20 protein-coding genes are annotated in these 22,085 nt (G+C 63.9%); 8 read left to right on the top strand and 12 right to left on the bottom strand.

Going from position 1 to position 22,085, the window contains the following annotated elements:
• Window positions 1-54: 54 nt before the first annotated feature.
• Window positions 55-702, bottom strand: coding sequence for a glutathione S-transferase family protein (locus B0G80_RS31105; RefSeq protein ID WP_116121751.1), 648 nt, complete (start codon window positions 700-702; stop codon window positions 55-57).
• Window positions 703-785: 83 nt separating this feature from the next.
• On the bottom strand, window positions 786-1,532 hold the full coding sequence (locus B0G80_RS31100; RefSeq protein WP_116121750.1) for an SDR family NAD(P)-dependent oxidoreductase: 747 nt from the start codon (window positions 1,530-1,532) through the stop codon (window positions 786-788).
• Between the two features lie 381 nt (window positions 1,533-1,913).
• Here B0G80_RS31100 and B0G80_RS31095 point away from each other — a divergent pair, with 381 nt between their 5' ends.
• Window positions 1,914-2,858 (top strand): metallophosphoesterase, encoded by a 945-nt coding sequence (locus B0G80_RS31095; protein WP_116121749.1) that lies wholly within the window; start codon window positions 1,914-1,916, stop codon window positions 2,856-2,858.
• A gap of 33 nt (window positions 2,859-2,891) precedes the next feature.
• The gene (locus B0G80_RS31090; RefSeq protein WP_116121748.1) at window positions 2,892-3,236 is read left to right on the top strand and encodes a cupredoxin family copper-binding protein; all 345 of its coding nucleotides are present in this window, start codon (window positions 2,892-2,894) and stop codon (window positions 3,234-3,236) included.
• A gap of 159 nt (window positions 3,237-3,395) precedes the next feature.
• Here B0G80_RS31090 and B0G80_RS31085 read toward each other — a convergent pair whose 3' ends face one another.
• Window positions 3,396-4,385 carry a zinc-dependent alcohol dehydrogenase family protein gene (locus B0G80_RS31085; protein ID WP_116121747.1) on the bottom strand — a complete coding sequence of 330 codons (990 nt, stop codon included), beginning with the start codon at window positions 4,383-4,385 and terminating at the stop codon, window positions 3,396-3,398.
• A 631-nt stretch (window positions 4,386-5,016) separates the two neighbouring features.
• On the opposite strand from B0G80_RS31085, the gene B0G80_RS31075 reads away from it, so the two are divergent.
• A complete protein-coding gene (locus tag B0G80_RS31075; RefSeq protein WP_116121746.1) occupies window positions 5,017-5,769 on the top strand; it encodes a hypothetical protein in 753 nt (250 codons plus the stop codon).
• 40 nt (window positions 5,770-5,809) lie between these two features.
• Window positions 5,810-6,886, top strand: a complete 1,077-nt coding sequence (locus B0G80_RS31070) for a diguanylate cyclase (RefSeq protein WP_116121745.1) — start codon at window positions 5,810-5,812, stop codon at window positions 6,884-6,886.
• A 9-nt stretch (window positions 6,887-6,895) separates the two neighbouring features.
• On the opposite strand, the gene B0G80_RS31065 is transcribed toward B0G80_RS31070, so the two are convergent.
• The gene (locus B0G80_RS31065; RefSeq protein WP_116121744.1) at window positions 6,896-7,120 is read right to left on the bottom strand and encodes a DUF1289 domain-containing protein; all 225 of its coding nucleotides are present in this window, start codon (window positions 7,118-7,120) and stop codon (window positions 6,896-6,898) included.
• Window positions 7,121-7,346: 226 nt separating this feature from the next.
• On the opposite strand from B0G80_RS31065, the gene B0G80_RS31060 reads away from it, so the two are divergent.
• Window positions 7,347-8,213 carry a phytochelatin synthase family protein gene (locus B0G80_RS31060; RefSeq protein WP_116121743.1) on the top strand — a complete coding sequence of 289 codons (867 nt, stop codon included), beginning with the start codon at window positions 7,347-7,349 and terminating at the stop codon, window positions 8,211-8,213.
• A 109-nt stretch (window positions 8,214-8,322) separates the two neighbouring features.
• Here the strand turns inward: B0G80_RS31060 and B0G80_RS31055 are convergent, their stop codons facing one another.
• The 5 genes from B0G80_RS31055 to B0G80_RS31035 form a co-directional block, all read right to left on the bottom strand.
• The gene (locus tag B0G80_RS31055) at window positions 8,323-8,985 is read right to left on the bottom strand and encodes a glutathione S-transferase family protein (RefSeq protein ID WP_116121742.1); all 663 of its coding nucleotides are present in this window, start codon (window positions 8,983-8,985) and stop codon (window positions 8,323-8,325) included.
• Between the two features lie 156 nt (window positions 8,986-9,141).
• A complete protein-coding gene (locus B0G80_RS31050) occupies window positions 9,142-9,531 on the bottom strand; it encodes a VOC family protein (protein ID WP_116121741.1) in 390 nt (129 codons plus the stop codon).
• An 82-nt stretch (window positions 9,532-9,613) separates the two neighbouring features.
• Window positions 9,614-11,203 (bottom strand): glycogen synthase GlgA, encoded by a 1,590-nt coding sequence (glgA, locus tag B0G80_RS31045; RefSeq protein WP_116123786.1) that lies wholly within the window; start codon window positions 11,201-11,203, stop codon window positions 9,614-9,616.
• Between the two features lie 320 nt (window positions 11,204-11,523).
• Window positions 11,524-12,996, bottom strand: coding sequence for a sodium:solute symporter (locus B0G80_RS31040; RefSeq protein ID WP_116121740.1), 1,473 nt, complete (start codon window positions 12,994-12,996; stop codon window positions 11,524-11,526).
• Window positions 12,993-13,208 (bottom strand): DUF3311 domain-containing protein, encoded by a 216-nt coding sequence (locus B0G80_RS31035; RefSeq protein ID WP_116121739.1) that lies wholly within the window; start codon window positions 13,206-13,208, stop codon window positions 12,993-12,995. The genes B0G80_RS31040 and B0G80_RS31035 overlap by 4 nt, the downstream gene beginning before the upstream one ends.
• Before the next feature lie 374 nt (window positions 13,209-13,582).
• Here B0G80_RS31035 and B0G80_RS31030 point away from each other — a divergent pair, with 374 nt between their 5' ends.
• Together B0G80_RS31030 and B0G80_RS31025 are read left to right on the top strand one after the other, a co-directional pair.
• Window positions 13,583-14,260 (top strand): MarC family protein, encoded by a 678-nt coding sequence (locus tag B0G80_RS31030; RefSeq protein WP_106278405.1) that lies wholly within the window; start codon window positions 13,583-13,585, stop codon window positions 14,258-14,260.
• Window positions 14,261-14,347: 87 nt separating this feature from the next.
• Window positions 14,348-15,181 carry a class II glutamine amidotransferase gene (locus tag B0G80_RS31025; protein WP_116121738.1) on the top strand — a complete coding sequence of 278 codons (834 nt, stop codon included), beginning with the start codon at window positions 14,348-14,350 and terminating at the stop codon, window positions 15,179-15,181.
• Between the two features lie 27 nt (window positions 15,182-15,208).
• Here B0G80_RS31025 and B0G80_RS31020 read toward each other — a convergent pair whose 3' ends face one another.
• Entirely contained in the window at window positions 15,209-16,954 is a 1,746-nt protein-coding gene (locus tag B0G80_RS31020; protein WP_116123785.1) for a cobaltochelatase CobT-related protein, read from the bottom strand.
• A 5-nt stretch (window positions 16,955-16,959) separates the two neighbouring features.
• On the bottom strand, window positions 16,960-18,189 hold the full coding sequence (locus tag B0G80_RS31015) for an AAA family ATPase (RefSeq protein WP_116121737.1): 1,230 nt from the start codon (window positions 18,187-18,189) through the stop codon (window positions 16,960-16,962).
• Window positions 18,190-18,509: 320 nt separating this feature from the next.
• Between B0G80_RS31015 and B0G80_RS31010 the strand changes: the two genes are divergently transcribed.
• Complete coding sequence (locus B0G80_RS31010) at window positions 18,510-19,595, top strand: porin (RefSeq protein WP_116121736.1); 1,086 nt, start codon at window positions 18,510-18,512, stop codon at window positions 19,593-19,595.
• A gap of 77 nt (window positions 19,596-19,672) precedes the next feature.
• On the opposite strand, the gene B0G80_RS31005 is transcribed toward B0G80_RS31010, so the two are convergent.
• Window positions 19,673-22,042: an FdhF/YdeP family oxidoreductase gene (locus B0G80_RS31005; protein WP_258879082.1), complete on the bottom strand. Its 2,370-nt coding sequence runs from the start codon at window positions 22,040-22,042 to the stop codon at window positions 19,673-19,675.
• Window positions 22,043-22,085 lie beyond the last annotated feature (43 nt).

The following is a 22,085-nucleotide window of genomic DNA, read 5'->3' as shown; positions in this document are numbered from 1 at the left end:
GTGTTGCAGCGATGTGGGCCGCTGTTTTCACGCCGCTTCAGATGCCGCGGCAGGTCACGCCGTAGCGCTGGGTCGCGAGGACACCGTGTCGTACCAGCGCCTGAGCGATTTCAGATCAGCCGGCACTTGCATGTCGATTGCTTTGGCGGCGAAGTCGATCGTCACGAGCGCGGTGATGTCGGCAACCGAGAAGCGCTCGCCCGCCACGAACGCGGACTGTTTCAGACGATCGTCGAGGTCCGCCAGGAAATGAGCGGCCCGTTGCCGGCTGCGCTCGGCGAGCGCCGCAATCTGCTCGTAGTCACGCGGGCCGGCAATCGCGCGGCCCTTCAAACCGGGCGCGGTGTTGCGGATCGCTTCCATCACCGGGGCAAATCCCTCCTGTTCCGCGCGTCGTTCCCACATCGTGATCAGCGCCTTGTCTTTCGGCGTGGTGCCGAATAGCGGTGTGTCGGGATAGGCGTCTTCAATGTAGCGCTGGATGGCGGGCACCTCTCCGATCGACGTGCCGTCTTCGAGCACCAGCGTCGGCACCACGCGCCGGGGATTGATTGCGCGATAGGCGTCGCCGTGCTGTTCGCGTGTGCCGAGGTCGACCGCGGCGAGCGTGACCGTCACGCCTTTTTCCGCGAGAAAGATGCGTACGCGCCGCGAGTTTGGCGACGCAGTGGAATGGTAAAGCGTCAATGTTTCGGTAGTCATGTTGTTGGTCCTTTGAATGATGCTTCGCGGCGCGCGCTCATGGCCGCGCGCGCCGCTGCGATCGGGCGGCGATCAGCCGAGGATCAGCCGGCCGTCTTGCCGCCGTCGACGGTCACGATCTGCCCCGTGACGAACGAGGCCGCTTCCGATGCCAGGAACACGATGGCGCGCGCCACTTCGACCGGCTGGCCGACCCGGCCGAGCGGCACCTTGGCGGCGAGCGCGGCTTTGTTCTCCGGCGTGCCGGTGAAACGGTCGAGCATGCCGGTATCGGTCGGCCCTGGCGCGACGGCGTTGACCCGCACGCCGATGGACGCCACTTCGAGCGCCGCCGACTTAGTCATGCCTTCCACCGCATGCTTGCTGCCGGCGTACACGGAAGCGAAGGCCGCGCCTTCGTGACCGTACGTCGACGAAACGTTCACCACGCTGCCGCTCTTTTGCGCCGACATCACGCGCAATTCGTGCTTCATGCTGAGCAGCGTGCCGAGCACATTGGTGTCGAACGTCGCGCTGTAGCTCTCGACGGTTTGACTGGTGATCGCGCCGGGTTGGCCTTCGGTGCCGGCGTTGTTGACGGCGGCGTCGAGGCGGCCGAAGCGCGCGATCGTCTGGTCGACGAGGTTGGCGACTTCCTCGTCGCGGCGTACATCGGCCTGGATGAAGTGGGCGTCCGCGCCGAGTTCGCGCAGTTCTTTTTCGAGTGCCTTGCCTTCGGCTTCGCGGCGACCGGAGACGACGAGACGGGCGCCGGTTTCGGCGAAGGCGACGGCGGTGGCGCGGCCGATGCCGGTGAGTGCGCCGGTGATCAGAATGACGGGCTGGCTCATTTCAAACTCCTGATGGGTATGTATTTGCGGTATGGGGCGAAGCGGGCCGCAGCGGGTTGAGCGCATTGCGATCTGCCCTGAATCGTTGCCTTGAGTGCAATTTAGTGACTTTCCGGGCGGAGTAAAAAGACTTTATAAGCTGGCTGGCATGCCTGACAGGCATGGGTTGGCTGGGCAGCGCAAATGCTCGACGCGGGCCGTGCGTTCGCCCGCCGCGTCGGAAGACCCTCTATCCGTCCGTCAGCGCCGCAAGGCGTTTCATCCCTTCATTGATCGAAGCTGGAATAAAACCGACGCCGACCTGGTCATGCCTGACGAACGACTCGCGAGGGCCGCCGGATCATCCACGGCTCGACTGCGACTCTTAAACGTGAGGTCAACATGTCATCACATGATTCATTCAACGCGTCGCGGCGCGGCGCACTCAGGTGTCTTGCGTTCGGAGGTCTCGGCACGGTGTTCGTTCTGACGGGCGGCGTTCTCACGCCGGTGGAACTGGCACTCGCGGCCGACCAGAATTCATCCGTCGCAAAAGGCGGTGTGCCGCTTTTCCTGCAGATCAGCGACTCGCACATCGGCTTTAACAAGGAAGCCAATCCCAACGTGGCGGGCACGCTGAAACAGACCATCGAGTACGTCAACGCGATGCCGGTCAAGCCCGCGCTGACCATTCATACCGGCGATATCACGCATCTGTCCAAGGCGTCGGAGTTCGATCTGGCCGCCCAGCTGATGTCCGGTCTGAATATCACCGAGTTGCACACCGTGCCCGGCGAGCACGACGTGACGGACGGCCCGGGAACCGAATACTTCAGCCGCTTCGGCAAGGCCTCGGACAATAAGGGCTATTACAGCTTCGACCATCAGGGCGTGCATTTCATCGGCCTCGTCAACGTGATGCATTTCAAGCCGAACGGTCTGGGCGGCCTCGGCGACGAACAGCTCGAGTGGCTCGAAAACGATCTGAAAGGACGCTCGTCCAGCACGCCGATCGTCGTGTTCGCGCACATGCCGATGTGGACGATCTACGAGCCGTGGGGCTGGGGCACCGGCGATGCGGGCCAGGCGATGAGCTATCTGAAACGCTTCGGCTCGGTGACCGTTCTGAACGGCCACATCCATCAGATCGTTTCAAAAGTGGAGGGCAACATCACGTTCCATACGGCGCGCTCGACCGCCTATCCGCAGCCGACCGCCGGCAACGGCACCGGCCCCGGACCGTTGACGGTGCCCAGCGACCAGCTTCCGAAAATGCTCGGTGTGACCAGCATCAAGATTGCCCGGCATCCGCTCAAGGCCACGCTCGACGACACGACGCTGGTTTAAACGCCAGTTCTTTTCTAATGCAGGAGATCAGTTATGCAAACTAAAAAAATTCGCCGCGTTTTGCTCGCAATAGCCGCGAGTTGGGCACTGTTCGCGGCATCGTCGGGGTTGTCCGTGGCGCGCGCGGAGACGCCCAACACAGTCACCATCAAGAATTTCATGTTCATGCCGATGGAGATGACGGTCAAAGCCGGTTCGACGGTGACCTGGAAGAATCTCGATGGCGAGCCGCACACGGTAGTGAACGACTCGGGCATGTTCCGCTCTGCCGCGCTCGACCAGAACGACACGTACCAGTTCAAGTTCGACAAGCCGGGGGTGTACAAGGTGTTCTGCGGCATTCATCCGAATATGAAGGAGACGATCACGGTGCAATGAGCGTGAGCGTCGCAGGAGACCCTCTACAGACTGCTGCCGGGGCTCGGTGCGCATGCAAGGGCGGCTCGGGATCACCGCGTTCGTGGAAAACTGCCTCGCCGACGAAACCGCTCCCGCCGCACGCGCGGCGAGCCCGGCGCTCGAATCCGCCAGTCCGATCTAGAGCGTCACGACGATCTTGCCGAACTGGCCGTTCTCTTCCAGATAGCGATGCGCCTCCACCATGTCGTCGAACCTGAAGGTGCGGTCGATCACCGGCTTGAGCGCGCCGCTTGCGAAGCCTTTCAGCACATAATCCACCGCGGCCTTCTGCCGTACGGGGTCGCCGCTTGTCAGCCAGATGTTATGGGCCTTCACGGTCAGCACCTTGGCGATCATGTCGAGCAACGGCAACGTCGTGGCTTCCTCGCTCAGCGCGCCATAGATGTAGGCGATACCCTGAAACGACAGCGCCGCGAGCAGCTTCGCGAAGCTCGGGCCGCCGACCGGATCGAACGCCACGCGTGCGCCTTTGCCGTCCGTGATGCGCATGACTTCCGCCACCAGATCGGTTTCGCCGGTCGCGACCACGTGCGCGGCGCCGGCTTCGAGCAGTCGCTCGCGTTTCGCCGAAGTGCGCGTGAGCGCGATCGACGTCGCGCCGGCGTAGTTGGCGATCTGAATCGCGGCAAGGCCGACGCTGCTCGACGCGGCGGGCACGATGACGAAGTCGCCCGGGCCCACCTTCGCGTCTTCGATCAGCGCGCCGTAGGCTGTCACGAACATCATCCAGACCGATGCCGCCTCGGCGGACGAGAGCGACTCGGGATGCTTCACGACGGCACTGTCCGGCACGACGATCACTTCGCCATACGTGAAGTACTGGTTCATCGAGAACGACGGCATCACGTTGACCTTGTCGCCGGGCGCGATACCGGTGACGTCGGCGCCGACCGCATCGACGACGCCCGCGGCTTCATAGCCGAGTCCCGCGGGAAACCGGACGGGCTCGATATAGGCGTCGCTGCGCCACATCGACTCGGCGCGATTCAGGCCGATGGCCTCGACCTTGATGCGAACTTCGTGCGGACCAGGCGTGACCAGCGGCGTCTCGATGAATTCGAGCACTTCAGGGCCACCGGCTTTCGCAAACATGATGGTGCGTGACATTAACAATCTCCGGGTTGGGTGAGCGCCCTCGCCACGAACAAGGAAAGCGAGGCAAGCGAGGCGCGTGCGCTCAGGCTGTTTCAGCGGTTTGTTCAGCGGCTTCTACAGTAGGCGAATAAACCAGAAAATCCGAGTAGTGCTTTTCGTTGCCGCCCCAGAATGCCGCGCGGGCGTACGGCGTGACCGGCAGTTTCTGCTGGAGGCGGTACGGCAGGCCTTGAGGCAGACGCTTTCCGCAAAGGCTGGCCCCACTGCGAAGCAGACCGTCGGGAACAGCACTTGCGTTTGAAATGCAATCCCCGAAGCGTTGACACCTCCACTGTGTGTGAAGTGGTGGCCGCATGATCGCAGCCATGAGCGGAGCCCTGCCGCGCGCGCCTGCATGTTTTGTCAGGGCGCCCGGCGCGTCTCTCGCGCACATTGCGCGTAGCTATGCGCGGTGTGGAACGTTTTACATGTTTCTTCCGCGCAAAACTGCCTCGCAAAGACTGCGTTTAAAGCGCAGCATTGCCGTGTTGATGTCGTCGTGCGAAGGGCAGGTTGCGTGCTTCGAGAGGCTTTGCATGCACCTGAAATCGTCTGAATAAAGTCGGCCTGCCGGCCGAACGTAAGGATTCCGGAGCGTATTGCGATGTACAACGATACAGACTCGCCAAAATCGGTGCTCGATGGCCAGCATGCCGGCGGCCAGACGAGCGGTCTGTCAAATTCCGCCACGCCGCCGCCGAGGTTCGGACGCCTCGCGATGTGCGTGGCCGCGGCCAGCGCGCTTGCGATCGGCGTATTGGGCACGGTGGCGTATAGCGTCTGGTTCAACCACGATCAGCAGGCGTACGCCGAAGCAATGGCCGGCGCACGCCGGGCGCTCGGCAACGGTGTGTCGGCGAACGCGGCTGTGGCGGCTGTGATGGCGAAAAACGCCAGTGCGACCGCGGTCCCAGCCGCAATCGCGTCGGCCAAGCCGGCGCAAGCGCTGCCTTCGTCACAGGTAAAGGCGACGAGCGGCGCGACCATGCCGGCATCGCCAGCGGGCACGGATCCGGAAGCGGGCGGGCAGTTCGCGTCCTGGTCCGGCGAGGTCAAGGCCAAAGCCTTCGCGGCGCAGCCTGTTCGTGTTGCCAATGCGGCATCCGGCACGTCCGCGTCTACGGCGCCCCCACCCACGCCCGCGCGCCGGTCCGCGAACGCCGGCGCTGCACCGACGCAGCAGCTCGCCGCGTCGCATCCCGGCAAGGACGGTCGCGCCGCGCCGCAGGAGCGCCGCGCGCCTGAAAACGCGCGCCACAAAAACAACCTGTTCGCCCGCATGGGGCTCTTCTTTCGTCGTGTGAATTACCGGCAACATGGCAACGCAAATCGGCAAGACATCTATTCCCACCCGTGAGCCGCGTCGTGCCGGGCGCGCCGGTTCAGATGGCGCTTTCATGAGCCCCTTCAGACGCGCTCCCGCCATGCTCGCCGGCGCGTCATTGCTTTGTCTGCTCGTGGGTTTGCTTTATCTCGCGTTGCAGATCAGGACCATCTTCTCGGATCAGTTGAAGCAGGAATACGCCGGCCTCGTGCTCGAAGCGGCGGAGCGCGCGGAAAGTGCTCGCGCAATCGTCGACGTATGGCAGCAACACGCGCAGCAGCAAGCCGGCGACAGCCAGGCGCAAACGCAAGGTTACCGCCATGCACGTATCGAACTCGCCGATCACCTGAAGTCGCTCGCGGCATTGGTGAATGCGAGCCCATCGGCGGCGCCGCGGATGCCGCCATCGGCGTTGGCGCCCGATGCCAGTCTGAATGGCACCGATGCGTTGCTCGCCACGATCCAGTCGTATTGGCGCGCGCAACGCGATGCCGATGGCGCCGACGTGCGCCTGCGCATTGCCCATGTGGCGAACGTATTGATCGCGCTGGCCGCGCTGCTGTTCTGCATGTTGCTCACCGCGCTCGGCATGTACGCGAAACGCAATCGTCAACTGGCGGGCGAATCGCACGAATTCGAGTACGCGGCGTTGCACGATTCCCTGACCGGCTTGCCGAACCGGCGCAACCTGTTCGCCACGCTCGACGAGGTGGCGGCGAATTTACACGCCGGCCCGACGTCTCGCCAGATCGCCGTGCTGTATGTCGATCTGGACGGCTTCAAGCAGGTCAACGACACGCTCGGTCACCGCGTCGGCGATGAATTCCTGGTTGCGGTGTCGCGGTCCTTTCGCGAGTCGGTGCGCAAAGAGGATATCGTCGCGCGCATTGGCGGCGACGAATTCGCGGTGCTGATTCGGGAGTATTCGACGGCGGATGAATTGGCCGAGATTGCTCAACGGCTGATAACGTGCGTGGTCGAGACCGACGCGGAGATGGGCATCGGCGTGGTGCGAGCGAGCATCGGTATTGCCAGCTACCCCGATCCCGTCAGCGATTATCAGCGCCTCGTCGCCGCCGCCGACGACGCGATGTATCACGTCAAGCGCGGCGGCAAAGACGGTTACGCGTTCGCGGCTCGGGTTGAGTGAGCGTCGCGCTCAGGACGTTTGAGTCTCGGGTGCCGGCTGCGCCGCTTGCGCCCCTTGCGTCGCCCGTTTCAGTATCGCTTCCCGGCTTGGCCGTTCATTGATGACCGCGAGACGCACGTGGTCGCTCATGGTCTTCCACGCGCGGATTTCGTCGCGCGTACGCAGACAGCCGAGGCAGAAGCCCGTTTCGCCGTCGAGTTTGCAAATGTCGATGCAGGGTGACTGGATTGTCATGATCCGACCAGCGGTTCCGTGGGATTGACCTTGCCGATGACGGGCGAGAGTCGGTTGGAAAATGCTGCAGCATTGTAGGGGAGAAGCGCGCTTCGCGGGCCAAAGCGCGTGCACCGTCGCGCACGCTGAGTCTTGTTTCGTGTTACAAAACTGAGGCTTGCGCGCGCGTCGATGCATGCGCCGGCGCCGCCGCAGTCATCGGGGTTCATCCACCGCGGAAAAATCCATGTTCAAATATTCGTTGATGCGCGCCATCGGGCGCTTGAGCCGGCCTGAGTGGATCGTCACCGTTATGGCCGCCGCGCTAACCGCGTGCGCGCCGGTGCCGCCGGCCAGCAGTCAGGCCGCCGTTCCGCCGGCCGTTATTCAGTCCGCCGGTCAGCCCGCAGTTCAGCCCGCTATTCGCCCCAATAGCGAGGCCTCCGCGCGCCCGGCCGACGGCCCGCTGCCGGTGCCGCCGAACCTCGTCGCGTTGGCGCAGCCGGCCGGCCAGAAGCGGCTGACGAGTTCCAGCTCCAACCAGTCGTACTGGCCCCTCTCGCAGTATTTCGAAACCCAGCGCAACCAGGCCTATTGCTCCGTCGCGACCTCGGTCATGGCGCTCAACGCATTGGGCATCCGCCGGCCCCAGTCGACGCAGTACCCCGACTTCCCGTTCTTCTCGCAGGACGATTTCTTCCACGGCATCGATCCGCAGGTGGCCAACGCCGCCAAGGTTTCGCAGGAGGGCATGACGCTCGATCAGCTCAGCGCGGCTTTGAATTCCTTTCCGGTCGAGGTCAGGAAATATCACGCAGCGGACCTGTCGCTCGGCCAGTTCCGCGATCTGGTGCGGGCGACCACGGGCCACAGCGACCGCTTCGTGCTATTGAATTTCAGGCGCGTGGAGATCGGCGAGGCGGGCGGCGGACATTGGTCGCCGCTCGCTGCGTACGATTCGGCGAGCGACAGCGCGTTGCTGCTCGACGTGGCGCGCTACAAATATCCGGCTGTCTGGGTGCCGATCGCGCAGTTGTACGCAGGCGCATTGGCGGTGGATAGCGTGAGCGGACTTTCACGCGGCATTGTGATCATCGGCAAGCGGCCGACTTGACGCCGGGCTGCGGAGACGGCCACGACAGTCGAGTGCGCGACACGAGAGACGGCTCGCGCGAGTGAGGCCACAGCAAACCGGCACCCGCGCGATCTCGATCAAGCGCGCGTCACTGTTCCTCGTTACGCCATTCGGTCAGGCCTTCGCGCGCATTTAATTCAATGAACGAAGGCCGCGCGCGTAGCTGTCGGATATAACGTGCGAGATTCGGCCAACCGAGCGCGGGACGCGGCATATTGCGAGTCCAGCGCATCAGCATGACGGCCATGAAGTCGGCGGTGCTGAGCTTGTCGCCGATCAGATAGTCATGGCTTGCGCCGAGATGGGCATCGAGCTTGTCCCACGCCGCGTCGAGACGACGGCAGGCCAGCGCGCGAACCGCTTCGGCGCCGGCAGGGTCGCCGTCGGAGTCCGCATAGAACCAGTCGCGCATGGCGGGCAGAATCGTGTTGGCGAGATAGATCATCATTTCGAGCCATGCGGCGCGATCGACGGAACCCGGCTCCGGGGCGAGCGCGGCCTCGGGATGCCGCTCGGCCAGCAGCATCAGCAACGCGGCCGATTCGTGGCGCGGCGTGCCGTCGACGACCAGCGTGGGCACGCGTCCCGCGGGATTGAGCCGCAGATACGCCGGGTCGTGCTGCCGGCCGGCGTCGATGTCGATCAGTTGCGATTCGAACGAGATGCCGAGTTCGATCAGCATCCAGTGCACGGCCATGCTCGCCGCGCCGGGCGAATAGTAGAGCACGTAAGGGGTGGAGTCGCTGTGCATAGTGGCTTGAGGTCCGGTTTCGATCCGGCGGACAGTCTACCCCCGTTCACGGCGGATGCCCATGCGCCAGCGCCCAGGGAAAGGGCCTCGCGATGCAAGCGTCTGCGCGCAGCACCTTGCCCAACGGTGGCATTAGCTTGTCGAGCAGCTTTCTGTTTATACCCACGCCGCTTGCTGCAAAACGATCCGATACCCGTCCGGGTCTTCGAACGTTTTGCCTTGACGGTCCCAGTAGGGGTTCTCCGATGCGCACGCCGATACGCCGAGCGCTTCGAGCCGGTCGACGGCCGCGCTCCATGCATCGTGTTCGGGGAGATAGAGCACGAGAAGGTGCTCGGTGGTCGGCGCGCGTTCGACGGTCACGCCATGCTGATGGGTGAACTCGATGTGCCAGTGGCAGTCGCGCCGTCCGACAATGACGCCATCGAAGCCTTCATGATTCTCGAAGCTCGCGAGAACTTCGAAGCCCAGGCCCCGCGTATAGAAATCAGCAACCTTACGCAGATTGTTGGTAGGACGAGCGACTCGGAGAACGGGCGGCTGCATCGGCAACTCCACGAAACACGGATAGGCCGCCAAGCATACCGTGCCGCGCGCGCCGGAGCGCGCCCGAGTGCGTCAAAACCGTTCAGGCGCTACGCGCCATCTTGCCGATGCCGGCGTTGAACTCTTCCCTGCGTGTACCCGTGGCGGTGGCCGTATGAGCTCGAACCGGGCTCTTGCGAACTTGCGTATCGCGCAGCGCCGGACGTGCGTCCACCAGATCCGCGTACAACGCGAGATAGTTCGCGCTCGACGCGTCCCAGCCGGACTCGCGGCTCATCGCATTGCGCTGCAACACGTGCCACGACGACGGTTGCACGAACGCGGCCAGCGCGCGGCCGAGCGCATGCATCACGTCGTCCGGGCTTTCGCCGTCGAACAGGAAACCCGTCGCCTGATGTTCGCCGCGAGGATCGTGCGGTGCATAGTCGACGATCGTATCGGCCAGACCGCCGACGCGCGAGGCAACCGGAATCGTGCCGTAGCGCATCGCATAGAGTTGCGTGAGTCCGCACGGTTCGAAGCGGCTGCCGTGAAGCAGAATGTCCGCGCCCGCGTGTAGCATGTGCGCACGCCGCTCGTCATAGCCGATCTGCACGCCCACGCGTCCCGGCCACGCCGCCGCGACGTCCTGCAACGCCTGTTCGAGACCATGCTCGCCCTGGCCGAGAATCGCGAACTGCAGCCGGGGATGCCGCTCGAGCAGCGCCGGCAGCGTATGCACGACGACATCGGCGAGCTTCTGTTCGGTCAGACGGCTGCCGATCGCGACCAGCGGCGCGAACGGATCGCGCGTCAAACCGAAGGCCTGCTGCAGCTCACGCTTGCAGGCCTGCTTGCCAGCGGTGTCATCGACGGAGTAGGGGCGTGCGATCTGTTTGTCCGTCGCCGGATTCCACACGCTCGTATCGATACCGTTGACAATGCCCGACAGCTTGCCGGCCTGGGCTTGCAACACGCCTTCCATGCCGTGTCCGAAGCGCGGCGTCAGGATCTCGCGGGCATAGCGCCGGCTGACCGTCGTGACGCGATCCGCATGGACGATGCCCGCCTTCATCATGCTCAGCGAGCCGTAGAACTCGATGCTGCGCTCGTCGGACAGCGCGGGCGCCAGCAATTCAGGCGGCACGCCGATCCAGCCGCCCATGGCGAGCGGATGATTGCCCTGGAACGCCAGGTTGTGAATCGTAAAGACGCTTTTCGCGGCGACGCCCGCGAGCCGCAGGTACAGCGGCGTGAGTCCTGCATGCCAATCGTGCGCGTGCACGATGTGGGGGCGCTTCACGTTGCGCACGCCGCGCGCGACTCGCGCGGCCGCTGCCGCGAGCGAGGCGAAGCGCGTGAGGTTGTCCAGGTAGTCGCGCCCTTGCGGATCGCGATACAGGCCTTCGCGCGCGAACAGGTGATCCATTTGCAGAAGCAGCACCGGCACGCCGGTATCGGGCATCTGGCCGCGCAGCAGCCGCGCGTCGCCGCCGGGCAGGCCGGTCATGCGCGCGACAGGCTCGACGTCGACCGCGCGTTCCAGCGCGGCCGGATAAGCGGGCATCAGGATCGAGACATCGACGCCGGCATCGCGCAGCGCGGCAGCATAGGCGCTGACCATGTCGCCGAGGCCGCCGGATTTGGCGAGCGGCAGGGCTTCGGAAGCGACGAGAAGAACGTTAAGCGGCAAAGTGGCCCCCAAGGACGGGTTTTTTGCACTTGCACAGTGCGGTGGGATTCGCGGACGCGTCTGTTCAGCAAGGGGTGTGCCTGAGGTTCGCGGTTTTGCAGGGGGCGGCGAGGTGGGTTTGTGTTGCAGTGCGGATGGGCGAATCTTTGGCTTGAAAGGCCTATTTATCTGGCTCGACGCCTGGCCGCCCGAAGCGCGGTTTTTTCATTCGTGTGTAGGTTTGACACTCAATTTCAGAAGCCGGAGCGGCGTCTGAAAATAAAAAGGGCTGTCGCCGGAACGACAGCCCTTCATTCACTGCGCAAACAGCAAAGCCTGAATCAATGCACCGGCGCGTGCGTCTGCTCGACCGGCCGCGGCTGCGTCATCGCGCTCACCACCGCGAACACGATGATGTTCACCGCCAACGCCAGGAAGCCGATATTGATGTCCTTCAAGGCATCGGGCAGGAACGGCATCAACTGGCCGATGCTCAGGTGCATCGTGGTCGTCACGGCCACCACGGCCACGCCGGCCAGAATTCCGCAAAACGCGCCTTGTTTGGTCGCGCGGTTATGCGGACGCAGGCTGCAGATCACTGCCGGAAAGAGCTGGGTCACGAAGCTGTAGCCCATCAGCAGCAACGCGACGATGGTTTCGCCGCCTTGCAGCGTGAAGCCGACCGCCACCAGCGCCACCACCGGCACGAGGAAGCGCGCGAGCTTCGCCACCGTGGCGTCCGAGGCGTTGCGGCTCACCATGCCGCGATACACGTCGTTGGCGAGCAGCGTCGACGCGGAGGTGAGGATCATCGAGCCCGGCACGAGCGCGGTCAGAATCCCGGCCGCGCCGATCACGCCGACAAACCATGGGTCGAAGGTCTGCAACGACAGGCGGAACAGCGAGAGGTCGATGTCGCCGCCCTTCAGACCCGGCACCTTCAGCGTCGCCGCGAAGCCGACGAAGAACACGAACAGCAGAATCAGCTGATACAGCGGCAGCACCATCGCATTGCGACGGAAAATGCGTTCGTCTTTCGCGGTGAAAATCGAGCCGAACGTATGCGGCCACATGAAGAAGCCCAGCGCCGTCAGCAGCACCGTCGACTGGAACCACGTCACGCTCGAGCCCTTGGCCGGGAAGGTCAGGAAGCCGGGGCGCGCGGCGTCGATGGCGCGGAACATGTCGCCGAAGCCGCCGTAATAGTGCAGCGGCAGATAGATGCCGAGGAAGAGCACGATCGCGAGAATCAGCATGTCCTTCACCACCGAATTCCACGCGGAGCCGCGTACGCCGGAGACGATCACATAGGCCGTCACGACACAGGCGCCGATCCACACGGCCGCCGTCGACGAAATCGCGCCGTACGAGGCCGTCGCGACGATAATGCCCAGCCCCTTCAATTGCAGCACGAGGTAGGGAATCAGCGCGGCCACGCCGACCAGCGCGACCAGCGTGCCGAGCGCCGGGCTGTCGTATTTGCGCGTGAAGAAGTGCGGCTGCGAGACAAGGCGGTGATTCTTCGCGTAGCGCCAGATGGGCGGCAGCATCCAGTACGAGAGGATGTACGCGAGCGTGCCGTACGCCAGAATGTAATAGACCGGCGCGCCCTTGCCATAAGCAAAACCACTGCCGCCGAGAAAGGTGAAGGTCGTATAGATTTCACCAGCCATCAGCAGGAACACGAAGGCGGTGCCGAAGCTGCGGCCGCCCACGGTCCATTGCTCGAGACTCATGTCGTGGCCACGCTTGGCGCGCACCCCGAGGTAAAGCGCAAACAGCGTGATGGCCGCAATGATGACGAGTGCGCTCATGAACGGACCTCCTCGCCGTCGGCGGCGAGCTGACGGTTGGACGGATCCAGACGGTAGACGATCGCCATGATGATCGAACTGAGCACCACCCACATGACGATCCAGGCCAGCACGAACGGCATGCCGAGCATCAGCGGCTCGACACGATTCACAAACGGAACACCGAGCAGAATGCCGATGAACGGCAGCGCGGCGAGTACACGAAGCAACATGGGGGCAACTCCTCGAACCGGTAAGTACGTCTCGTTGAAAGTGCGGCTTCGCTGGGGACTGTATGCCGGATGCTTCGGTCCCGTAAAGCTGGTCAAAAAAGTGTAGGCTTTCTGAAAGTTGCGGACGCATCTTTATGGGGACGGTTGCTGCGCTGCAAGGCGGCGTGCATAGCGTGGAGCGCTGCGGCACGCCGCCGTCGGCGCCTGCCTTTTTACCGCTTTGGCTGGCGCGGCGCGATATCATCTCGCCACGCAACGCAAGCAACAGTCGGGCAACGTCCGGAGCGCCGGAGAGAGTTCGGCTTCATCAACATGGCACGGCGCGGCGGGTGCGCAATGCAGCTGCCCGAGCCGTCGCTCGACACGGAACGCATATGGTCGAAAGTCTGATCTCGGACATTCTGTTTGGCTTTACCGGGTTGATCAGCATCATCAACCCAATCGGCATTGCATTCGTCTTCCTGGACCGGACTGCTTCGTTGACCACGGAGGAGCGCACCGCGCTCGCCCGCAAGATCGCCATCAACGTGATGTGCGTGCTGCTGGTGGCGTTTTTTATCGGTACGCCGATCCTGCATTTCTTCGGCATCTCCATGCAGGCGCTGCGCATCGGCGGTGGGCTCGCCGTCGCCGTGGGCGGCTGGCAGATGCTCAATGCGCCCGACACGCAGCCGGCCGAAAAGCCGGCGGTCAAGCGGGTGGACGCGGACAACGCGATGTCGAAGGCGTTTTTCCCGTTCACCATTCCGTTGACCACCGGGCCGGGCTCGATCGCGACCGCCGTTGCGCTGACCGCGAACCGCACGCACAAGCTCTCGGAGTTTGTGATTTCGAGCATCGCGTCGGTGGTGATCTCGCTGACAGTGGCCGTCACCGTGTATCTGGTCTATAGCCGCGCGGTGGTGTTCGCCAAATACCTCGGCGTGGAAGGCACCAAGGTCGCCATGCGTGTATCTTCCTTTTTGCTGTTGTGCATCGGCGTGCAGATCATGTTGACCGGCTTCTCCGAATTCCTGATTCCGATCGCGACGATGCAGCCTGTAGCAAAGTAGACGCGCACCCGGCGGCACGCTGTGCCGGGGCGCTTAGGCGTACCCGACAGCCATTTTCTTGCATGGGACCCGACAGGAGAGAACCTCATGTGCCGCTGGCTCGCTTATACCGGCAACCCGCTTCAGCTCGAAACGGTGTTGTTCAACGCAAAACATTCCCTGATCGACCAGAGCCTGCATTCGCGGCTCGGCCACACCACGACCAATGGCGACGGCTTCGGCATCGGCTGGTACGGCCATCCGACCGATATTCCGTATCGCTACCGCTGCATCCAGCCGGCGTGGAGCGACCGCAATCTGCGCGAAGCCGCGCGGGCGATCCGCGCGCCGCTGTTCGTTGCGCACATCCGCGCGGCGACGGATACGCCTTCGCAGGAAACCAACTGCCATCCGTTCCGTTACGGGCGCTGGCTTTTCGCGCACAACGGGCTGATCCGCAACTATCCGTCCGTGCGCCGCGATCTGATGCTGGCGATCGACCCCGATCTGTTTCCGTCCATTGAAGGCTCGACCGATTCCGAGGTGATGTTTTTTCTCGCGCTGAGCTTCGGTCTGGAACTGGCGCCGGTCACCGCGCTGGAGCGGATGGTGGCCTTCGTCGAGGAAACCGGTCGCAAGCACGGCGTGGATGAGCCGTTGAACATGACGGTGTGCGCGACCGACGGCGAGCAGATCGTCGCCGTGCGTTATTCGAGCGAGGGGCAGTCGCGTTCGCTGTTTCACAGCACGTCGTTTCAGCATCTGCACGCGCTGTATCCCGACGATCCGCGTATCGTGGCCGCCGGCGAGCATGCGTTTCTGGTGCTGTCCGAGCCGCTCGCCGACCTGCCGGGCTGGTGGCAAGAGATTCCCGAGAGCACGGCGGTGGTGGCGCGCGGTGGTGTGATCGATCGATATCTGTTCAAGCCGCAAGCGGCGTGACTTGCGTGAACCGCACGAGCGGCGGCGTCAACGCGTGAGCAGCATCGAACTCAACACGGAGAACACGGTCGACGGCAGATCGGCGAGGCGGCTGACCACCACGTTGTGCGGATAGAAGTCCTCGACCGCGTCCGTCAGCACGCCGATCCCCACCAGTTCGATGCCACGCTTGCCGATGGCCGCGACGCGCTCGCGCAGATCGCTGCGCAATACCTGCGGATCGCCGTCGCCGGTGGAGGGATAACCGTCGGAGAACATCATCAGAATGCGCCGTTCGGCCTGACGGTCGGCAAGGCGCGTCGCGGCCCAGGCGAGCGCATCGCCGTCCGGATTCTCGTGGCCGCAGTCGATCGCGGCGATCCCGCTCAGGTCCGTTGCGCCGAAGCGTTTATAGACCTTGAGATCGAGCCGTTCGACGAAGCGGTTGTAGCGCCGCAGATCCGCGCCGCCGGCGAGTTGACGCTCGTAGAGCTGTTTCATGGGCGCGGATTCGACCGAGCAATAGCCGAGGACTTCACAATCGAACGACAGTTGCGTGAGCGCGTCGCACAACGCAGCCGCGCACTGGCGCGCGAGTTCGATCTTGCGGCCGGCCATCGAGCCGCTGCGATCGATCAGCAGCGTCACGGCGACATCGCGTCCTTTGGCGGGCCGCTGCGTGCGAAACGGCGTGCGGTAACCGGACAAGGTCGCGAGCCTGGCCAGCGCCGTGCGATCGATCTCGCCGCGCTCCTGCTCACGCCGCCAGCGCGTGCGTTCGTCGGCGCTCAGCGCGCGTTCGAGCTTTTCCTTCAGCGGCGCGGTGTCCGCGCGAGCCTGCGCGCGCAATTCGCGCCAGGCGGCGCTGTCGCCCTGGCCCGTGAGATCGCGGATGTCGTCGAATTCGGTGGCGAGCGGAATCGACAGCGTGGCCCGCGATACGTTCGAGGTTCCGTTTCGGGCTTCGCCATCTGAACGCGCGGACGGCTGTTGCGCATCCGTTAGCGACTGACCCATACCGACCGCGTTGTCCGCCTGCGCACCGCCGCTTCGGTCGGACGGCGGCGAATTTGCGCTGTCCTGATCGGGCAACATGGCGTCGTCACCATCGAGCGGCGCGGACGACGAAGCCGCCGTTTCCGTATCGATGTCTTCGACTGGATCCGCAGTGAACATCATACTGTTCGCCTCTCCCGCCGACAGCGCGCGCACGCGCGTCACCAGCGCCTGCGCCGCCGCGATGCTCTGCGCGGTCGAACGGCTCGCGCGCGCTTCGTGCAGCAGATCCTCCGCGGCATGCAAGGCGGCGAGCAGCGCATGGCTCGCTTCGATCCGGGCGGGCGGTTCGTTCCACATCGCGCGCTCGACCAGCCAGACCAGCCGGTCGCGCCAGTGCAGCTTCGGCCAGCGCTGCCGTACGCGCTCGGCCGCATGCAGGCGCAACTTGCCGATGAACCAGCGCGCGCCCGGATATTCGTCGAGCAACTGCGCGCAGACGCGACGGTCGTCGATTACTTGCGCGAGATTCGCCGCGACGCCCGCGGGCAGCGCGTCGAGTTGCGCGAGCGACGCATGTTTGGCGCGCGCCACCAGCAGATCGAGATAGCCGATCAGCACGTCGCGCTCGACCTCGCCATGCAACTCGTAGTCGGGAATCACAATGCGGCCCGGCTCCACGCGCGGGCCGTCCGGACTGAACACGACCGCCACGCCATATTGGCCGGTCAGCACGCGGGCGACCTTGCTGAGCGTGGATTCGAAGGCGAAGCCGCGCGTGTCGCGGCTTGCATGCATCGCGCTCACGCTTCAGGGGCCGGCGCGATGTGATGACGAATGATGCCGCGAATCAACGCGGCGTCTTCCGGGCTCACCTTCGCGTAGAGGGCCGGCCCGGCGGCGCGTTCGGGGTCGCCTGTGCGCAGCATCAGTTCGGCCCAGTCGAGCAGGCGCCGGGTGGAGAACGCGCTCGAGAGATCCTCGCGAGCGAACGCCGCGCGGCAATCGGCGGCAATCGCGGCGAGCGTGGTGGCGAGCGCGCGCGTCATATGCGGGGCGAGGGTGGCGATCAGGACATCGGCTTCTTCGGCGGGCGTCAGATAGTCGAGCAGATACACGCGCCAGCGATCCAGAAACGCCTCGTTCATCAGATTGGCGCCCTGATACAGATGGCGGAACTGACTCATCGCGCCGACCGCATTCGCCGTGGCGAACAGGCGGAAGGCCGGATGCGGCGCGACGATCTCATTGCCTTTTTCCTTCAGCACGAGGCGGCCGTGCGGTTCGAGCACGGCGGTGAGGGCGGCGAGAATCGACGGTTCGGCAAAGTCGATTTCGTCGACGATCAGCCAGAGGCCCTCGCGCATGGCCGTGGGCAGCACGCCGTCCACCCACAACGTCTCGCCGCCCTTGACGGTCCAGAAGCCGACGAAGTCGCCGACGGTGGTCTGCCCGTTCATGTTCGAGCGCAGCACGCCGTGGCGCGAACGCGCCGCGACCTGTTCGATCAGGCTCGTCTTGCCGGCGCCGGTGTGGCCGATCAGCATGACGCGCCGGTTCTCGACGATGTCCTCGACAATGTCGTTGAAGCGCTCCGAGAACAGATAGGCCGGATTGATGCGCGGCACGAGCGGATTGCCGACACCGCACGGCACCTCCACATGACCGATGCGCACGGTCTCGCCGGTGCCTTCCCGCTGGCGGTGTTTGGCCGCCGAAGCCCGCGCCGCGGCGCGCTGCAATTCCGGCATGAAGGCGACCCGGCCGGCTGCCGACTGCTCGCTCGCGGCGTTGTCCGTATCCATCGCGAAGCCTTCGCGGCGCCATTTCTTCAGCTTCGCGCGCAGATTTTCCGCGTCCACGACGAGATCGATATCGACCGCGCCAGGGCTCCCGTCACCGTCGACGCCGTGTTCGAGCCGATAGTTTTCCGGCCGGTCGGCCACGCTGACGCGCCACCATTCCGCGCCGTTCTCCGTGGCGCGCTGGTAAAGGCCAAGGTTTTCGTCTTCGATCAGTTCGGGTGCATTCATGGCAGAGGTTGAATAGTCAATAACGAATCATGCATTGCAATTTGGCTGAGGCCGAATCACCGACTATCTTATCTTGAGCGTCTTTTGATCTTCCCGATCCGTTTGCAGGCGAGGTTTGTCGAGCGCATGCCGGTCAAATGTTTATTGCGTCAAACGAATAGGCCATGAAGCGCCTGTCGCCTATAGTTCGTCGGACCCGGCGCTATGGTTTTACAAAAATCTTTCACGCCGATCTTGTTGGAAAGCATCCGCAGTCCGCTTTGGCCCGCATCGTGGACACAAAAATTGACGGCACAACAATGAGACTACATACAAAATTAATGGCGGCTCTCGCCGTGGCAAGTCCGCTGGCATACGGTCAAACCAGCGTGAGCTTATATGGCCGCCTCGACGCCGGCCTGGAATACCTGAATCACATCAACAATGGCGCGGGCGGCAGTTCGACCCGCTGGAGCGCCGAAGGCGGCGACTGGGGCACCAGCATGCTGGGCCTCAAAGGCAACGAAGATCTGGGCGGCGGCCTCAGTGCGGTCTTCAACCTCGAAACCGGCTTGCAGGTCATGAACGGTACGACGAGCGGCGGGCGGCTCTGGTCGCGGCGCGCCTTCGCCGGTTTGAAAAGCGAGCAGTGGGGCACGTTGCAAGCCGGCCGTAATCTGTTTATCGACAGCGACGGCGTCTGGGAATTCGATCCGTTCGTGCAGCAGGCGTTTTCGTCGGCCTCGCTCGTGCGTGGGCGTAACTGGCAGCAAACCAGCAACAACGTCGAGTATCACAGCCCGGTATTCTGGGGCTTCGATGTGCAGGCGCAATATGCGTTCGGCAATCAGCCGGGCGCGTTCAACAGCGGCGCGGCCGGCGAGTTCGGCCGCTCGGACGGGATCATGCTGACCTATCACTCGCCGCTCTTCGACGTGCGCGGCATTTACGACGAACTGCGCGACAACAATGGCCGCTTCAGCAACATCTTCCAGGCATCGCGCGAATATTTTGCCGGCGTCAACGTGCATTTCGACGCGGTGAAAATCCAGGGCGCCTACACGCATTACTCCGCGCCCGATTCCCCCGTCGGCGTCGCCGACTCGGCCGATCACTACTGGCTCGGCGCCACTTACAACTTTCTGCCGCGCTGGGCCATGACGGCGGGCGGCTTCTACGTGAAGGTCGGCGACGGTTCGGGCGATGCCGCGCACGACCCCTCCGGACACGCGATGATGTACGTGCTCGGCACCACCTACAACCTGTCGAAGCGCACCTTCCTGTACGGCACCGTGGGCTACGTGCGCAACGGCAGCAATTCGAATTTCTCGCTCGAAGCGTCACCGCGTGACGCGAGCAACAATACGAGTCCGCTGGTGGGCGAATCGCAAACCGGTGCGTACGTGGGTATGCTGCATCAGTTCTGACGCGGTGTGGAGAACGGGTAGTTCGGCATGGCACAAAGGGCGCGCCGGGTTCATGCCGGCGCGCCCTTTGTACTTTCTTACGCCACCAGATCCTCGCTCACCGCCGACTTGCGCAGCCGCACCGGAATCGACTTCGACGCCGGCACCTGACTTGATTCCGCGTGATGCGAGAGCGGAATCAGGCGATTGCATTCCGGGTAATAGCCCATGATGCAGCCTGGCGGAATGTCGAACGCGTGGACATGCATGCCGTCGACTTCGCGCGTCACGTCGTCGTTCGAGACGGTGGAGATGCACACCGCGTCGCCCTCCGCGAAACCGCGCTGCGCCATGTCGTCCTGATGCATCAGCAGCACGTTGCGGCTACCGTGCACGCCGCGGAAGCGGTCGTCGAGACCGTAGACGGTAGTGTTGAACTGGCTGTCGCCGCGGGCCGTCATCAGGCGCAGCACGTCCGGGCCTCGCGACGGCATATCCGCGTCTTCGTCGAGCGTCTCGGGCACGATGAAATTCGCCTTGCCGCTCTCCGTTTTCCATTTGCGCTCGCACGCCGCGAGCGGCCGGTGAAAGCCGCCGGGTTGCTTGAAGCGCGCGTTGAAGTCCTTGAACTGATCCGGATAGGTGCGCTCGATTGCGTCACGCACCAGCGAGTAGTCGCCGACCCAGGCATCCCAATCGATCTTCGGGTTGCGCGGCAACAGCGCCTTGGCAAGACCCGCGACGATGGCGGGCTCCGACAGCAGCATGTCGCCGGCCGGCTCGGCGAGCCCGTGCGAGCCATGCACGCAGGCCGTGCTGTCCTCCACGCTGACCCATTGCTCGCCGCTCGCCTGACGGTCGACCTCGATGCGCCCGAGGCATGGCAGCAGATAGGCGACCTCGCCGTGCAGCAGATGGCTGCGATTGAGTTTGGTGGCGATCTGCACCGTGAGCCGCAGACGCCGCCACGCGGGGTCCATCACATGGTGGTCGGGAATCGCCACCTGAAAATTACCGCCCAGGCCGATGAACGCTTTGACCTTGCCGTCGAGCACGCCGCGGCAGGCATCGACCGTGGTCATGCCTTTGTCGCGCGGCGGCTCGAACCCGTAGAGCTCCTTCAGCTTGTCGAGCGGCGCGAGTTCCGGCTTTTCCGTGATGCCGACCGTGCGCTGTCCCTGCACGTTCGAGTGACCGCGAATCGGGCAGATGCCCGCGCCCGGGCGGCCGATATTGCCGCGCAGAAGCAGCAGGTTCGACAGCATCTGCACGTTGTGCACGCCGCTGCGATGCTGGGTGATGCCCATGCCGTACAGCACCATGGCGGCATTCGCTTTCGCGTAGACGCGTGCCGCGTCTTCGAGCGCGGCGCGGCTGAGGTGCGAGTGGTGTTCGATCTCCTCCCATGAAGTCGCGCGCATGGCCTGGGCGAAGGTTTCGAAGCCATGTGTATGTTCCGCGATGAAAGCGGCATCGAGCACGCGTGGCTCACCGTTGCGTTGCGCGTCGTCATCCCATTCGATCAGCAGCTTGCAGAGTCCCGCAATCGCTGCCGCGTCGCCGCCGATCTTCACCTGATGATATTGCGTGCTGATCCGCGTGTCGGCCGGAGTGAGCATATCGAGCGGCGACTGTGGATTCGCAAAGGTGACGAGCCCGCGTTCCTTGAGCGGATTGAAGGTGATGATGTCCACGCCGCGTTTGCGTGCATCCTGCAACTGATGCAGCATGCGCGGCGCGTTGGTGCCGGTGTTGTGGCCGAAGAACAGCATGCAGTCGGTGTGCTTGAAATCTTCGAGTTGCACGGTCCCGACCGGCACGCCAATCGACTTCGGCAAGCCGACCGAAGTGCTTTCGTGACACATGTTCGAACTGTCCGGCAGGTTGTTGGTGCCGTAGAGGCGCGCCAACAGTGCGTACATGTAGGACGTTTCGAGCGATGCGCGGCCTGACGCATAGAACACCGCTTCATTCGGATCCATTGCTTGCAGTTCGCTCGCGATTTCGGTGAATGCATGTTGCCAGGTGGTCTGCACGTAGCGGTCGGTGACGGGGTCCCAGCGCATCGGCGCGGTCAGCCGTCCGCGCGATTCGAGTTCGAGGCCGCTCCACGAGCGCAATTCGCTCAGCGTATGGCTGGCGAAGAAATCGGCGTCGACGCGTTTGCTGGTGATTTCCCACGCGGTCGCCTTCGCGCCGTTCTCACAGAATTCGAAAAGATGCGGGTCCGCGGGTTTGGCCCACGAACAGCTCACGCAGGCGAAGCCGTCAGGCTTGTTCTGCTGCGCAAGGATGCGGCTGCCGTTCAACGTCACGTGTTCCTGCACGAGGATCGACGCGACCGCTTTGACCGAGCCCCAGCCGCCGGCGGCGTGGCGATATGGCTTGATAGGCGCGCTATCGGCTGTAGCGGATGCGCGTTGCACTGCACTTCCGGACGCGGGTTCGACAGTAGGGTCGGTGCTCATGCTGGCTCCTCAACGGTTGGCGGTGCTTGCGCACCGGTTTAAC

The sequence above is a fragment of the Paraburkholderia sp. BL6669N2 genome (genome assembly GCF_003387275.1).
Lineage (GTDB): Bacteria > Pseudomonadota > Gammaproteobacteria > Burkholderiales > Burkholderiaceae > Paraburkholderia.
Note: the sequence above shows the minus strand (reverse complement) of the source record. Positions and strands in the feature narration are given on the sequence as shown.